Genomic DNA, 15,272 nt, shown 5'->3' with positions numbered 1-15,272 from the left:
CCATGCCCATGCTCCCGCCGCGCGCCAAGGCCCTGGCCGCCACCGCCGCCCTGCTGACCGCCGCGCTCACGGCCTGCGGAGACTCCGGCTCCGACGGGGGCGCGGACAAGGCGTCGGCGGACCAGAAGCTCCGCTGGCAGGACTGTCCGGCGCCGTCCGCGGCGGAGGGCGGCGGCGACGCCCCGTCTCCGCTGCCCGGCGGCGCCGAGTGGCAGTGCGCCACCATGAAGGCACCGCGCGACTGGGACGAGCCCAAGGGCGACACCCTGGACATCGCGCTGATCCGCGCCCGGGCGAGCGACAAGGACAGGCGCATCGGCTCGCTCGTCTTCAACTTCGGCGGCCCCGGCGGCTCCGGCGTGACCTCGCTGCCCGCGTTCGGCTCGGACTACGCGAAGCTTCGCACCCGCTACGACCTGGTGAGCTTCGATCCGCGCGGGGTGGGCCGCAGCGAGGCCGTGGAGTGCGAGGACGACGAGGAACTCGACGCGTACTACCAGCAGGACGCCACGCCCGACGACGGCGCCGAGCGGACGAAGCTCATCGACAACGTCAAGAAGTTCAACGAGGCGTGCGAGAAGAACTCCAAGAAGGTGCTCCCTCATGTGCGCACCACCGACGCGGCCCGCGACATGGACCTGATGCGGCAGGTGCTCGGCGACGACAAGCTGCACTACTTCGGCATCTCGTACGGCACCGAACTGGGTGGCGTGTATGCCCACTTGTTCCCCAAGAAGGTGGGCCGCGCGGTCTTCGACGCCGTCGTCGACCCGACACAGACACCGGAGCAGGGCTCGCTCGGACAGGCGAGAGGGTTTCAGCGGGCGCTCGACAACTTCGCGAAGGACTGCGCTTCGAAGGAGGAGGACTGCCCCGTCGGCGACAGCGAACAGGACGTGAAGAACCGTATCGCGGGCCTCCTGAAGGACCTCGACAGAAAGCCGCTACCCGGTCTGCCGCCGCGCGAGCTGACCCAGACGGCGGCGACGAACGGCATCGCCCAGGCCCTGTACTCCCAGGACTTCTGGCCCTATCTGGCCCAGGGCCTGGAGGACGCCTACGACGGCGACGGCAAGATCCTCATGGTCCTTTCCGACTCGATGAACGGACGCAACGAGGACGGCGAGTACAGCAACATCCAGGCCGCCAACGTCGCCATCAACTGCGCCGACGACAGACCCCGTTACACGCCCGGCGATGTCGAGGCGAAGCTGCCCGAGTTCCGCGAGGCCTCCCCGCTCTTCGGCGACTACCTCGCGTGGGGCATGGTCAACTGCACCGACTGGCCCGTCGAAGGCGCCGCCGACCGCCCCGACGTGCGGGCCCCCGGGTCGGCGCCCGTCCTCGTCATCGGCAACACCGGCGACCCGGCCACGCCCTACGAGGGCGCGCGCAAGATGGCCGACTCCCTCGGCGAGGGCGTCGGCGTCGAGCTGACGTACAAGGGCCAGGGGCACGGGGCGTACGACAGCAAGAACACGTGCGTACGCGGAGCCGTGGACGGCTATCTGCTGGAGGGCACGGTGCCGAAGAGGGGCACCGTCTGCGCCTGAGCCGCTCCGCCCGCGCAGCGTACGCACTCCGCCCGCCCTTGCGTACGCACTTCGCCCGCGCAGCGTACGCGCTCCGCCCGCCCGAACCGTTGTCAGTGGCCGTGCCTACTATGGGCTGACTGTCTTGCGAGGGGGGAAGCGTCATGCCGCGTTTCGTACGGTCAGCCGCTCTGGCCGCCGCTGGGGTCCTGGTGGCCGGGCTCGCCGTCGGATGCGGGGGCTCGTCGGACGACGACAAGGACGACGCGAAGCGGCCCGGGCCCTCGGGGGCCGATCCGGCGCCGCGGCCCGACCCCTCGTCCACCCTGCCCGCCTCCCTCACGTCGCAGAAGCTCGACTGGGGGCGCTGCAAGGCCTCGGGCGGCGACGCGGCGCCGGGCGACGAGTGGCAGTGCACGACGCTCAAGGTCCCGCTCGACTACGCGAAGCCCGACGGCGAGACGATCGGCATCGCGCTGATCCGTGCCAGGTCCACCGGCAAGGGCGACCGCATCGGTTCGCTCCTGTTCAACTTCGGCGGCCCCGGCGGCTCCGGCGTCTCCATGCTGCCGTCCTTCGGCGACCAGTACACCAAGCTGCGCGAGCGCTACGACCTGGTGAGCTTCGACCCGCGCGGGGTCGCGGCCAGCGAGGGCGTGCGCTGCCGCAGCGACAAGCAGACCCAGGCGGCGGAGAACACCGACCCCACCCCGGACACCCCGGCCGAGGAACGCGCGTATCTCAAGGACGCCACGGACTTCGGCGCCGGCTGCGCCCGGACCGCGAAGAAGCTGCTCCCGCACATCTCGACGGCCGAGGCCGCCCGCGACATGGACGTGCTGCGCCAGGTGCTCGGCGACAGCAAGCTGCACTACTTCGGCATCTCGTACGGCACCGAACTCGGGGGGACGTACGCCCACTTGTTCCCCAAGAAGGTCGGCCGTCTCACGCTCGACGCCGTGGTGGACCCGACATCGGGCGCCGTGGGCCACGCCGAGAACCAGGCCAGGGGCTTCCAGCGCGCCCTGGAGAACTACCTGAAGGCCAACGGCCAGGAACCGAGGGCAGGCTCGAAGAAGATCGTCGACCTGCTGCGCCGCATCGACGCCGAGCCGCTGCGTACGGACACCCCCGGGCGGAAGCTCAGCGAGTCCCTGGCGACGACCGGCATAACGGTCACGCTGTACAGCAAGCAGACCTGGCCCGCCCTGACCAACGCCCTGGAGGAGGCCGAGAAGGGCGACGGCACTGCCCTGCTCGAACTGGCCGACGCGTACAACGAACGGGACGCTTCCGGGCGTTACAGCACCCAGAGCCACTCGCAGCGCGCCATCGCCTGCCGCGACGCCAAGGAGCGGCCGACGCCCGCGCAGGCCAAGGCAGGGCTTGACCGGTTCCGTGAGATATCGCCGGTGTTCGGCGCGTTCATGGGCTGGGACACGGCGGGCTGGTGCCACGACTGGCCGGTCGAAGGGCTCAACGACACCCCGGAGGTGAGCGCCCCCGGCGCCGCCCCGGTCCTCGTCGTCGGCAACACCGGCGACCCGGCCACGCCCTACGAGGGCGCGCGCAAGATGGCGGACGAGCTGGGCAAGGGCGTCGGCGTGCACCTGACCTGGAAGGGCGAGGGCCACGGGGCGTACGGCAACGGCAGCACGTGCGTCGACGACGCGGTGAACGGCTACCTCCTGGACGGCAAGGTCCCCCAGGACAACAAGGTCTGCGAGTCCTGAGCACCGGCCCTGCCGGGAAGGTTGGCCGCGGACCGGCCCCGGGCAGCCGAAGGCCCCGCCCACCGGAAGGTGAGCGGGGCCCGGGGAAGCCTCAAGCTTTGCGGGGAGGCCGCGTGAAGAAGAGGCGGAGCCGCCTTCTAGTAGACCGGCTTCTCTCTAGTAGACCGGCTTCTCCGGCTCGATCTGGTGGACCCAGCCGATCACACCGCCGCCGACGTGCACGGCGTCCGCGAAGCCCGCGGACTTGAGCACGGCGAGGACCTCCGCACTGCGGACACCCGTCTTGCAGTGCAAGACGATCTTCTTGTCCTGCGGAAGCGACTCCAGGGCGGTGCCCATGAGGAACTCGTTCTTCGGGATCAGCCTGGCGCCCGGAATGGAGACGATCTCGTACTCGTTCTGCTCGCGGACGTCGATGATCTCGATCTTCTCGTCGGCGTCGATCCACTCCTTGAGCTGCTTGGGAGTGATCGTCGAACCGGCCGCCGCCTCCTGGGCCTCTTCGGAGACGACGCCGCAGAAGGCCTCGTAGTCGATGAGCTCGGTGACGGTGGGGTTCTCGCCGCAGACCGCGCAGTCCGGGTCCTTGCGGACCTTGACCTGGCGGTACTGCATCTCCAGGGCGTCGTAGATCATCAGGCGGCCGACGAGCGGCTCGCCGATGCCCGCGAGGAGCTTGATGGCCTCGTTGACCTGGATGGAGCCGATGGACGCGCACAGCACGCCGAGCACGCCGCCCTCGGCGCAGGACGGCACCATGCCGGGCGGCGGGGGCTCCGGGTACAGGCAGCGGTAGCACGGCCCGTGCTCGGACCAGAACACCGAGGCCTGGCCGTCGAAGCGGTAGATGGAGCCCCATACGTAGGGCTTGTTGAGCAGCACGCACGCGTCGTTGACCAGGTAACGCGTGGCGAAGTTGTCCGTGCCGTCGACGATCAGGTCGTACTGGCTGAAGATGTCCATCACATTGTCGGCCTCGAGCCGCTCCTGGTGAAGGACCACGTTCACGTACGGGTTGATGCCGAGGACCGAGTCCTTGGCGGACTCGGCCTTGGAACGGCCGATGTCGGCCTGGCTGTGGATGATCTGGCGCTGCAGATTCGACTCGTCGACCTCGTCGAACTCCACGATGCCGAGGGTGCCTACGCCCGCCGCCGCGAGGTACATCAGCGCCGGCGACCCCAGGCCGCCGGCGCCGACACAGAGCACCTTGGCGTTCTTCAGCCGCTTCTGCCCGTCCATCCCGACGTCCGGGATGATCAGGTGGCGGGAGTACCTGCGGACCTCGTCGACGGTGAGCTCAGATGCTGGCTCGACCAGGGGTGGCAGCGACACGGGGACTCCGTTGGTCGAAAGTGCGATCGAAGTCCCCCGGTCCTGGCAGCGCCGGACCGGGGGACGCTTGTTCTCCTGGTAACACTGCCACGGCCTTCTTCATTCCGAGACACCTGGTCCGATGCGCGAGACGATTTCGTCCCAGTAACCGGGCAGGGACTCCCACGGGTCGACCGTGGGGCCGCCGTCGGTGCGGTCTTCGCGGTAGGTGCGGTCGGTGCGGTCGGTGAAGTAGATCGTCGACGCGCCTTGCCAGCGGGCCACGCGCAGGGCCTCGTCGAGATGACCGAGCGGCACTCCGTGGACGAGATGGCAGAAGCGCTCGGGTGGATGGTCGGCGGTCCACTCGGCCGCCTGCGACCAGCGGTACCGGCTCCAGGGGCCGGCGAAGGTCACCAACTGGTCGGCGGTGTCCGCGTATCCGGGGCTCGGGTGGGAGCCGTGGCCGAGGACGATGTGCCCGTGGCCGGGCCCGCCCCCGAGCAGCGCGCGCAGCGTGGTCACCGTGCGCGCGACCTCCGGCAGGTCCGTGCGCCCGGTGGGGCAGCGGCCGAGGAAGAACCCGTCGACGAGGTACCAGTCGAGGTAGCGGTGGGCGTCGGAGACCAGCTCGCCGAAGGAGCGGGCGCCGTACGTCACGTCGAGCCGCCCGAGGACACGGACCCCGGCGTTCCGCAGCTTCCCGGCCGCTTCCAGGCAGTGCGGGTCGGGGCGGCCACCCGGACCGTTGTGCACATTCAGGACAACCCAGTGCAGCGGGGTCCCGGGGCGGGTGAGTTCGGCCCATTCGGTGGTGGCGAGCAGGGGGTGTGCGAAGCCGGGCACGCCGAACCCGACGCGCAGGCCGGTCCGGGCGACGCCCGTGGCCGCGCCGCTCAGATGCGGCATGCCGCCTCCATCCAGATGTCGGCCAGGGACTCTTCCAGGTTGATACGGGGCCGCCAGCCGAGCCGGTCGCGGGCGGTGCGCACGTCGGCCTGCTGCCAGCTTCCGCAGCCGTCCGGGTAGGGGTAGGCGGTCGGGGCCACGTGGTCGGGGTCGGGGCGGGGGTGGCCGATGACGGGCCGGCCCGGGGGCTGGTCGAGTTCGTGCAGGGCACCGCCGTAGCCCGCGACGCGGGCGAGGACGGCCGCCGCGTCCCGCAGCTTCACGGCACGCCCGGAGCCGATGTTGACGACGCCCTGCGCGGCGGACAGGGAGGCCGCGTGCACGGCGCGGGCGATGTCGCGTACGTCGATGAAGTCCCGCTGGACGCCGAGTCCGCCGAGTTTGAGTTCGCCGTCGCCTGCCTGCATGGCGCGCCGCATCGCCTCGGCCAGGCGGCCGAGCGGCGAGCCCGCAGGGGTGCCGGGGCCCGCGGGCGAGAACACCCGCAGGACGACGGCGTCGAGGCCCGAGCCGAGGACGAGTTCGGTGGCGGCGAGCTTGCTGACGCCGTACGGGCCGCCTGGGCGGGGTACGGCGTCCTCGGCCGTGGACGACCCCGGCTGGCTCGGGCCGTACTCGGCGCCGCAGCCGAGCTGCACCAGGCGGGCGCCGCAGCCGCTGCGGCGCAGGGCCTCGCAGATGGTGGCGACGGCGACGGTGTTGTGCCGGGTGAGGTCGCGGGCGCCGCCGCGGGTGGCACCGGCGCAGTTGATGACGACGCCCGGATGTACGGCGTCCAGGAAGCGGGTGAGCGCCCCGGGGCTGCCGCTCGAGAGGTCGAACCGTACGTCCGAGTCGTCGCCCCGTCCGAGGGCGGTGAGCTGTACCGCCGGGTCGGCGAGCAGCCGGTCCGCGACGAACCGGCCGAGGTATCCGTTGGCTCCGATCAGCAGCACCCTCATCGGGCGGCTCCCGGGACACTCGCTCGGAGGCTGGGGGTGGTCATCTGCGTTTCTCCTTCAAGATGTTGCCGTGTTCGAGAAAGGGACGGACGGAGGCGGGAAGGTCCCGGGCCGACTCGGCGGCCGCGCGGGGCGTCACGGCGGGGACCGGGGCGTGACCGTGACGGTGTCTGTGGGCGGCCCGGGCCGACGGAGTGCGGGTAAGGCGCTCACCGCGCACCGCCCGCGGGGGCGTGTGCGGAGGCCCGGCCGAGGACGCGGACGGCGTGCACCAGGAGCGCCGCGGCTCCGGCGGCGCATACGAGGGCCGGGACCGCGCCGGTGCCGCCCGCGGCGAACAGGCGCTCGACCGGCGCGGCGAGGGAGCCGCAGCCCGGCAGGCGGGCGGCGCACACCAGGCCCACCGCCGCGGCCTGGGTCGCCGCGGCCGTCGCGTACACGAGGGCGGGCGCCCGGCGTGCGCCGTGGGCGCGCAGCATCCCGCCGAGCCACAGCAGCGCGGCGAGCGCGCCGGCGCCGACGAGGGAGAGGGGGGCGCCAGGACCCGGCACGCGCAGCGATCCCACGCCGACGAGCAGGGCGCCCACGGCGCACAGGAACAACGCGAACACCGCGATCAGCAAGGGGCGTACGGAGGCCGCGAATTCGTCGAGGCCACGGCTCGCGCCGAGACACCGGCCCGCGCGTACCGCGAAGAGCCGCGCGCACCACATGCCGGGGGCGACGGCGCCCGCGAGGACGAGGGCGACTGCGGCCGAGGGCGGCCGGAGCACGAGAGGCCCGGCGGGTCCGGCGGATTCTGCGGGTCCGGCGGGTCCGGCGGGTCCTGCGGGTCCTCCGGAAACGGCCGCTGCGAGCAGATCGTCGCCGATGAGGGCGTACGCGAGGAGCCAGCCGACCCAGAGGTGCACGGCCCAGGAAGCGCGGCGGGCGGGGCGCAGCGGGCCGTGTCGCAGCGTGAGCCAGGGGGCCGCCGCGAGGGCGGGCGCGCCGCCGGTGGTTGCCGCGGGGCGCGTCCGCTCCTGGTCGGTGCCCGCCCCCGCGACGGCCGGGCCGCGGGCGCCGCAACACCCTCCGCCCCCCGCCCCGGCACAGCCGCCCCGTCCGCCGGGCCTGCCCTCGCCCTGCGCTCCGGAGCGGGCGTACATCTCCTCGGCCTCTCCGGAGCGGGCGTACATCTCCTCGGCCTCTCCGGAGCGGGCGTACATCTCCTCGGCCAGGGTGAACACGTCACGGTGGCGGAACCGCGCGGCCGTCCGGTCGGTGACGCTGTGTGCCTCCAGACCGGCGGCGATCTCCAGCGGGTCCACGGCCCGCGCGCACAGGTCGCGGTGGCGGTGCATGAGCGCCTTCACGGGGTCGGCCGGGCCGCGCCGGGGGGCACCGCCCGCGGGGCCCGGTGCCCGCGGCACGTCCACCGACCGTTCCGCCCACCGCGTCATGACAGCGCCTCCTTCAGGGCAATTCCCGGCCCGCGTACGCCCGCCCACCGCCCCGGCACATACGCCTCCGCGGGGCGCGCGAACGGGACCGGAACGCCCGCCTCGTTCAGGGCCTCCCCGCGCACCGGGCAGTGCGAGACGATCTCCAGGTAAATGCCGTCAAATGCTGCGAGGTTCTGCTCGACGGTGAAGAGTTCGAGCGCGCGGGCCCGCGCCGCCGCCCCCAGGCGCGCACGGCGCCCGGGATCGCGCAGCAGCGCCACGCACGCCTGCGCGAGCGCCCGCGGATTGCGCGGCGGCACCACAAGTCCGGTGCCGCCGATGATCTCCACCACCGCGCCGACGTCCGTGGAGACCGTCGCGCGCCCGCAGAACATCGCCTCGATCAGACTGATCGGGAAGCCCTCGACGACGCTGGACAGGACGACCACCCCGCCCGCCGCGTAGGCGTCCGCGCGTCGGGGGAGCTCCGGGCCGCCGATCTCGTCGAACGACACCGGGTTGGTGCCGACCGCGTGCGCGCCGTCCGCCTCGTCGGGGAACAGGTGCGCGGCGAGCGCCCGGCAGTGCGCGAGGTACGCCGCCGCCTGCGGCCCGTCCGCGAGGGCACCGACGATGCGCAGACGCGCCCCGGGTTCCTCCTTGCGGACCTCGGCGAAGGCGTGGAGCAGCGAGATCAGGTCCTTCGACGGCTCGACGCGGCCGACCCGGACCAGGGTCCGGGGATCTCCGGGTCCCTCCCGTTCGCCGACCTCGCCGAAGCGGCTCGAAGGGAGACCGGGATGGACCGTACGCAGCTTGGCCCGGTCGGCGCCGCACCGTTCCTGCCAGCGGCGCGCGTGCGCGTTGCCCGAGGTGATGACCGCGGCCTGCCGGTACACCTCGGCGGCGAGCCTGCCCTGGAAGGCCGCGAGCAGCGCACGCGCGGGCACCGCGAGCCCCGGCTCACCGCCGGCGCCGGGCTTCGCAGCCCCGGCCAGATGGTGCTCCCGCAACCGCACCCCGTACTCCGTGACCAGCAGCGGTACTCCCGCGAAGTGCTTGGCGAGCAGCCCCGGCAGTGCGGCGGACCCACCCGCCGTGGCGTGGCAGAGGTCGACCGCTCCCAGGTCTTCGTCTCCGTACCAGTCGAGGGACAACGGGCGAAGGGCCCGCTCCAGGTGGTCCGCGACGGCGAGCAGATCGGGCACCCGGGCGGCGCGCGCGGCGCGGAGTGCGCCCGGCGCGCGGCAGGCCTTCTCCAGGGCCCGTACGGCGGTTTCGGACCGCAGCGGGCCGATCAGGCCACCGGTGTCACGGGCCACGTCACGGGCCAATTCGGCGAGCCCGTACAGCGACCTGCCGAAACGGTCCGCCAACTGGCCGGAGCCGTCCGTCCCGCTCCCGCCCGCCCGGTCCGCACCGGCCTCCGGCCCTGTACACAGCACCTGCGCCAGCTCACCGAAGCACTCGGCGAACCTGCGCCGCGCACGCCACCCGAACCCGAACCCGGGGTCGGCTCCGGCGCCGAGCCGGGAGCGGAATCCGAAGCCTGAGCGGCTGCCGGGCCCCCGCACCTTCCGCCGCTCGCTCCGGCTCAGCGCGTACACAACGAACTCGTGCTGCCCGAGCCCGCGCACGAGCCGGTCGCACCAGAGCCCCGGCTCACCGCCCACATACGGATAACCACCCTCCGTAAGCAGTCCTATGCGCACGCGTGCACCCCTGATCTCCCATATGGGGAGCCGCCGTTGGGCCGGCGGCTCGCAGCGGGACGAAGGTATGCGGACATGGCGGTGGCGCGACGGACGGTTGTCCATCGCGCCACCAAAAGGGGTGAAGCGCCGTAACTTCTTCGTGTCGGTAGCGTTCCGTCGCGCTATTGCGGGGTCAGGTCAGGGCGATAGCGGCCGAAAAGCCGCACTTCCGCCCGAGGCGCCGCACCCGTGTGCACGGAACGTCACGCTGCGGCCAGCTCCTTGCCCGCGGCGCCGCCGTCTTCGCGCACCGCGTGCGCACCGGCCGCGCGCGCCGCGCGCCGTTCCGCGGCGACCGCCGGATCCAGGGCGGGCACCGCGGCGAGCAGTTGCCGGGTGTACGGGTCCTGGGGCGAGCCGTACACCTCGTCCACCGTTCCCTGCTCGACGATCCGCCCGTTCCGCATCACCGCGACCCGGTCGCTGACCTGGCGAACCACCGCCAGGTCGTGCGCGACGAAGACCAGGGCGAGCCCGAGCTCCCGTTGCAGCTCGGCGAGGAGGGCCGTGACCTGCGCCTGGGTGGTGACGTCGAGGGCGGATACCGGTTCGTCGCAGACGATGAGCCGCGGGTTCGCGGCGAGCGCGCGGGCGATGCCGACGCGCTGGCGCTGGCCGCCGCTGAACTCGTGCGGGTAGCGGCCGTAGTGGGCGGGGTCAAGGCCGACGCGCGCCATCAGGTCGCGCACCCGGGCCCGGATCGCGTCCTCGTCGCGGTCGCCGCGCGCCCGCAGCGGATCGGCGATCGACTCGCCGACGGAGCGCCGCGGGTTGAGCGAGGAGACGGGGTCCTGGAACACCATCTGCACCCCCGGCACCACGCCCTTGCCGGACTTCTCCGCACCCCCGTGGCGGAGTTTCCCGGACGTCGGCTCCAGGAGGCCCACGAGCATCCGGCCGAGGGTCGTCTTGCCGCTGCCGCTCTCACCGACGACACCGAGCGTCTCGCCCGCGCGCACCGTGAGCGAGACCCCGTCGACGGCGGCGAAGGCCCGCCTGCCGCGCCCGAACACGCGCCGCAGCCCCTCGGCCTCGACGACGACGTCACCCACCGCACCCTCCACGTCACCGGACCCCGAAGGCCCCCCGCGTACCCCGTCCACCCGCGGCACCGCACTCAGCAGCTCCCTGGTGTACGCATCCCGCGGAGCCCCGAGCACCTGGGCCACGCCCCCGCGCTCCACCACGCGCCCGTCCCGCATGACGAGCACGTCGTCCACGCTCTCCGCTGCGACGCCGACGTCGTGGGTGACCAGGAGCAGGCCCATGCCGGTCTCCTCGCGCAGCGCGTGCAGCAGGTCGAGGATCTGCGCCTGCACGGTGACGTCGAGGGCGGTCGTGGGTTCGTCGGCGATGAGGAGGTCGGGCTCGCAGGCGAGGGCCATGGCGATGAGGGCGCGCTGGCGCATGCCGCCGCTGAACTCGTGCGGCCGCGAGCGGGCGCGGCGGGCGGCGTCCGGGATCCCGACCCGGCCGAGCACGTCGACGGCGCGGGCACGGGCCGCCCGCCGTGAGGCGCCGGAGTGCGCGCGGTACACCTCGGCGATCTGGTCGCCCACCGCGAAGTAGGGGTCGAGCGCGGACAGCGGGTCCTGGAAGACCATGGCGGCGACCCCGCCGCGCAGCCGCCGCAGTTCGTCGTCCCCGGCCGCCGCCACGTCCACGCCGCCGACCCGCACGGACCCCGTCACGCGGGCACCGGTGTCCCGGTGCAGTCCGAGCAGCGCGGCGGCGACGGTCGACTTGCCGGATCCCGACTCGCCGACGAGGCCGAGCGCGGCGCCCGGCGCCAGCGTGAAGGAGACCGAGTCCACTGCGCGTACGGCACCGAACCCGACACTCAGGTCCTCGACTCGTACGAGGCTCATGACAGCACCACCCGTCGGTCGGCCACCGCGTACAGAACGTCCGCGACGGCGTTGGCGAGTACCACGAAGAAGCCGGTGACGAGGACCATGCCGACGACCACCGGCAGATCGACGACCCGTACCGCCTGCACGAGTTCGCGCCCCAGACCGGGCAGTCCGAACAGCGTCTCGGTGAGCAGCGCGCCGCCGAACATCGACCCGAAGTCGTTGGCGCTGAGCGCGACGACGGGGGCGAGCGCGCCGCGCAGGGCGTGTCTGCCCACGATGGAGCGCTCGCGGATGCCGTACGCGCGGAAGGTCCGCACATGGTCCTCGGCGAGCGTCTCCAGCATCGACGAGCGTGTCAGACGGGCGTACTTGGCGGCCTCGATGAGCGCGAGCGACACCCAGGGCAGAAGCAGGTTCCACGCCCACTGCTGCGGGTCGTCGGTGAACGGCACGTACTGCGGGAACGGCAGCCATTGCAGTCGGCCGCAGACGAGGATCATCAGGAGCAGGCCAATGACGAAGACGGGCGTGGCCGTGCCCGCGAGGGTCACCGCGGTCAGGACGCGCTCGGTGAGGCGGCCACGGCGCCAGGCGGACAGCACACCGGTGCCGACGCCGAGGATCAGCCACAGCACCATGGCGCCGATCGCGAGCGAGCCCGTGACGGGCACCTTGTTCAGGATCAGCTCGGTGACCTGCTGGTCGGTCCGGTACGACAGGCCGAGGCAGGGCGCGTCGCAGTGCAGCACGCCCGTGCCGGTCGAGTAGTCCTGGCCGACGAGGACGCCCCGCAGGAAGTCCAGGTAGCGCACGTATATCGGGTCGTCCAGCTTGAGCTGCTCGGAGACCTGCTGCACCTGCGCGGGCGAGCAGCGCGGACCGCAGGTGATCTGCGCGACGTCGCCGGGGGCGACGTAGAAGACGGCGTAGATGACGGCGGAGAGGACGAAGAGGGTGACGACGGCGCCGAGGACCCGGCGCAGGACGAAACCGGTGAAGCCGCCGCCGAGCAGGCCGCCGAGCCCGCCGGTGAGCGCACGGTCGAGAGCGCGGGACTTCACCGCGACAGGAGCGGTCGTGGTCATGCGCCGTCCTCCCGCTTGCGGCCGGTGCCGATGCGCAGCCGGGAGGCCGCCCGCGGGTCGAGCGCGGTACGCACGCCGTCGCCGAGGACGGTGAGCGCGAGCACGGTCACGAACAGCGCGGCGGCGGGCAGCAGCAGATACTGCGGTGCCGCCTGGTACCAGACGTCGGCCGATGTGAGCATCTGTCCCCAGGACGCGGTGGGCGGTTTGACGCCGACGCCGAGGAAGGACAGGGCCGCCTCGACGGTGATGTTGCCGGGGACGAGCAGCGCGGCGTACGTGATGACGGGGGCGGCGAGCGCGGGCAGCAGCTCGCGGCGGGCGATCCGGACGCCGCCCCAGCCGCTGAGCCGGGCCGCGGCCACATGGTCGAGCGACTTCAGCGAGATGGCCCTGGCGCGCACCACCTTGGCCACGCCGCCCCAGCCCACGAAGCCGATGACGAGGGCGACGAGCACCGGCCGCGGGAAGCCGCCCGGCACCACGGCGAGCAGCGCGAGCGCGAGGACCATCAGGGGCAGCGCCACCATGACGTCGGTGGCGCGGCTGAGCGACTGGTCGAGCCGGCGGCCGCCGAGCCCGCAGGCGAGCCCCACGGTGACGCCGATCGCGATCTGGAGCAGGGTCGCCGCGAGGGCGACGCCGAGGGAGACGCGGGCGCCGTACACGAGCCGCGCGAAGAGGTCCCGGCCGGTCTGCGGTTCGACGCCGAGCCAGTGCTCGGAGCTGATCCCGCCGAGCGGCCCGACGGGCACTCCGCCGCGCGCGGAGTCCACGAGTCCGGGGTGGTACGAGGTGGGGTCCTGGCCCTCCAGGGCCGTGAACAGGGGCGCGGCGAGCGCCACCAGGACGAGCAGGGCGACGACTGCCGCCGCGACGAGGGCGGCACGCTGCGTGTGCAGCCGCCGCCAGAACTGACGGGCTCCGGAGGCGGGGGCGGGCGCCGCGGTGGCGCCCGCTCCCGGGATCTCCGAGGCCAACAGGGCCTCACTCATGACAGGTTGACCTGGCCGTCCCTACTTGACCGCGACCTGGGAGACGTCGAGGACGCCCGTCCAGTCACTGATCACGACGTTCTTGACGTCCTTGCCGTAGAGGCGCTTGTAGACGGGGTGGAACAGCGGCACGTTGAGGGCCTTGGCGCCGATCTTCTTGTCAAGAGCCCCCCACCTCTTGGCGGCCTCGTCGTGATCGGTCAACTTGTTGATCGAGTCAATCTCCGCATTGACCGACTTGTCATTGTGGAAGCTGGAGTTGAAGTTGTATCCATCATTGACGATCTGTCGGCCGTCGAAGATCGGCGACAGGAACGGGCCGCCGGAGGGCCAGTCCGCGCCCCAGTGGGCTAGGAACAGTCCGGGCTCGTCCTTGGCGTCGTGGACCCTGTCCTCGTAGTCGTTGTCCTCCAGGCCCTGGAGCTTGACGGTGAAACCGGCCTTCTTCAGGGCGTCCTGGAGGGCCGTGGCGACCTCGGGGCCGGTCTCGAAGTTCTTGGCGTTGGAGTGGGTGAGCGTGATGGTCAGGCCGTCCTTGTGGCCCGCGGCCTTCAGGAGCTCCCTGGCCTTCTCCGGGTTGCCGGACGCGCCCGCGGGGAAATGGTCGAACTTCGTGTGTCCGAAGGACTTCTGGTTCGGCAGGAACGTGGTGGCGGGCTCGGCGAGCGAGGAGCCGCCCGCGGCGTTGACGACCGAGGTGCGGTCGACGGCGTGGGCGACGGCCTGGCGGACCTTGGGGTCGTCGAACGGCTTCACCTTCGGGTTGAAGGCGAGGTAGTTGGTGTAGCCGAAGTGGCCGGTGCCGACCTGCGCGGCGAGCTTCTTGTCGCCGCTGACCTTGGCGAGTTCGGCGGGCCCGAGGTTGGTGTCGGTGGTGACGGCGGCGGCGTCGGAGCCCTGGCTCGCGGAGAGCCGCTGGTTGATGACGGACGAGTTGAGGCCGGACCGCACGTCGATCCTGTCCGGGTACGCCTTGCGCTCGGCGTCCGTCGCGGCGGACCAGTGCGGGTTGCGCTCCAGTTGCAGCCGCTCGCCGTCGCTCGTGTTCTTGACGACCTTGTACGGGCCGGTCGAGACCGGGTGCTCCTCGTACTTGGTGCCCTTGTCCTTGGCCTTCGGCACGGGCGCGAAGGACGTCTGCGTGGCCACGTAGTCGAAGTCGCCGACGGGCTTGTTCAGCCGGAAGACGATCGTCCGGTCGTCCGGGGTCTCGACGGAGTCCAGGCCCTTCTTGTCCTTGTAGGGGCCCTGGTACTTGTCGCCGCCGATGAGCCAGTCCCGCAGGAAGGGTGCGCCGCCGGACAGTTCGGCGGCGAAGGAGCGCTCGATGCCGTACTTGATGTCCTTGGTCGTGACCGGCGTGCCGTCCTCGAACTTGAGGCCCTTCTTCAGGGTGTACGTCCACACCGTGGCGTTCTCGCTCGGCTTGCCGAGGCCCTCGGCGAGATCCGGGACGACCTCGGCGCCGGCGGCGCCGTCCTCGCGGTTGCGGGTGGTCAGGGTGCGAAAGACGAGGCTCGGCACGTTGCCGCCGCCGGAGGTGTACAGGCGCGCCGGGTCGAAGTCGCTCTGCGGGGCGCTGTTGAGGACCGTGAGGGTGCCGCCCTTCCGGGGCTTGCCGTCGCCGCCCGCCTCGCTCTTGTCCTCGGGGCCCGCGCAGGCGGCGGCGCCCGCGGCCAGGACGACAAGGGCGGCGGATGCCGCTGCCGCGCGGCGGGACATGACGGAC

Annotated in this window: 11 protein-coding genes; 2 read left to right on the top strand and 9 right to left on the bottom strand. The window is 72.4% G+C overall.

The annotated features are described in order from the left end of the window. Window positions 1-8: 8 nt before the first annotated feature. A complete protein-coding gene (locus tag IG78_RS0107580) occupies window positions 9-1,553 on the top strand; it encodes an alpha/beta hydrolase (protein WP_037686611.1) in 1,545 nt (514 codons plus the stop codon). Between the two features lie 143 nt (window positions 1,554-1,696). Continuing rightward, the gene (locus tag IG78_RS0107575; protein WP_030560608.1) at window positions 1,697-3,265 is read left to right on the top strand and encodes an alpha/beta hydrolase; all 1,569 of its coding nucleotides are present in this window, start codon (window positions 1,697-1,699) and stop codon (window positions 3,263-3,265) included. Window positions 3,266-3,421: 156 nt separating this feature from the next. Here the strand turns inward: IG78_RS0107575 and moeZ are convergent, their stop codons facing one another. From moeZ to IG78_RS0107530, 9 genes are all read right to left on the bottom strand, one after another. Continuing rightward, window positions 3,422-4,600 carry an adenylyltransferase/sulfurtransferase MoeZ gene (gene moeZ, locus IG78_RS0107570; RefSeq protein ID WP_030560607.1) on the bottom strand — a complete coding sequence of 393 codons (1,179 nt, stop codon included), beginning with the start codon at window positions 4,598-4,600 and terminating at the stop codon, window positions 3,422-3,424. 99 nt (window positions 4,601-4,699) lie between these two features. Beyond that, entirely contained in the window at window positions 4,700-5,488 is a 789-nt protein-coding gene (locus IG78_RS0107565; protein WP_030560606.1) for a spherulation-specific family 4 protein, read from the bottom strand. Next, window positions 5,476-6,429 (bottom strand): NAD-dependent epimerase/dehydratase family protein, encoded by a 954-nt coding sequence (locus IG78_RS0107560; protein WP_030560605.1) that lies wholly within the window; start codon window positions 6,427-6,429, stop codon window positions 5,476-5,478. The genes IG78_RS0107565 and IG78_RS0107560 overlap by 13 nt, the downstream gene beginning before the upstream one ends. Before the next feature lie 209 nt (window positions 6,430-6,638). Further along, complete coding sequence (locus IG78_RS49070; protein ID WP_051852431.1) at window positions 6,639-7,871, bottom strand: hypothetical protein; 1,233 nt, start codon at window positions 7,869-7,871, stop codon at window positions 6,639-6,641. Beyond that, complete coding sequence (locus tag IG78_RS0107550; RefSeq protein WP_051852430.1) at window positions 7,868-9,565, bottom strand: glycosyltransferase; 1,698 nt, start codon at window positions 9,563-9,565, stop codon at window positions 7,868-7,870. The genes IG78_RS49070 and IG78_RS0107550 overlap by 4 nt, the downstream gene beginning before the upstream one ends. 245 nt (window positions 9,566-9,810) lie before the next feature. Further along, on the bottom strand, window positions 9,811-11,475 hold the full coding sequence (locus IG78_RS0107545) for a dipeptide ABC transporter ATP-binding protein (RefSeq protein ID WP_051852429.1): 1,665 nt from the start codon (window positions 11,473-11,475) through the stop codon (window positions 9,811-9,813). Continuing rightward, window positions 11,472-12,548, bottom strand: a complete 1,077-nt coding sequence (locus IG78_RS0107540; RefSeq protein WP_404827774.1) for an ABC transporter permease — start codon at window positions 12,546-12,548, stop codon at window positions 11,472-11,474. Before IG78_RS0107540 ends, IG78_RS0107545 begins: the two co-directional genes overlap by 4 nt. Then, the gene (locus IG78_RS0107535; RefSeq protein WP_030560600.1) at window positions 12,545-13,543 is read right to left on the bottom strand and encodes an ABC transporter permease; all 999 of its coding nucleotides are present in this window, start codon (window positions 13,541-13,543) and stop codon (window positions 12,545-12,547) included. Before IG78_RS0107535 ends, IG78_RS0107540 begins: the two co-directional genes overlap by 4 nt. 21 nt (window positions 13,544-13,564) lie before the next feature. Further along, window positions 13,565-15,265: an ABC transporter substrate-binding protein gene (locus tag IG78_RS0107530; RefSeq protein WP_030560599.1), complete on the bottom strand. Its 1,701-nt coding sequence runs from the start codon at window positions 15,263-15,265 to the stop codon at window positions 13,565-13,567. Between the last annotated feature and the right edge of the window lie 7 nt (window positions 15,266-15,272).

Origin of the sequence: Streptomyces aureocirculatus (genome assembly GCF_000720475.1) — a bacterium.
GTDB lineage: Bacteria > Actinomycetota > Actinomycetes > Streptomycetales > Streptomycetaceae > Streptomyces > Streptomyces aureocirculatus.
Note: the sequence above shows the minus strand (reverse complement) of the source record. Positions and strands in the feature narration are given on the sequence as shown.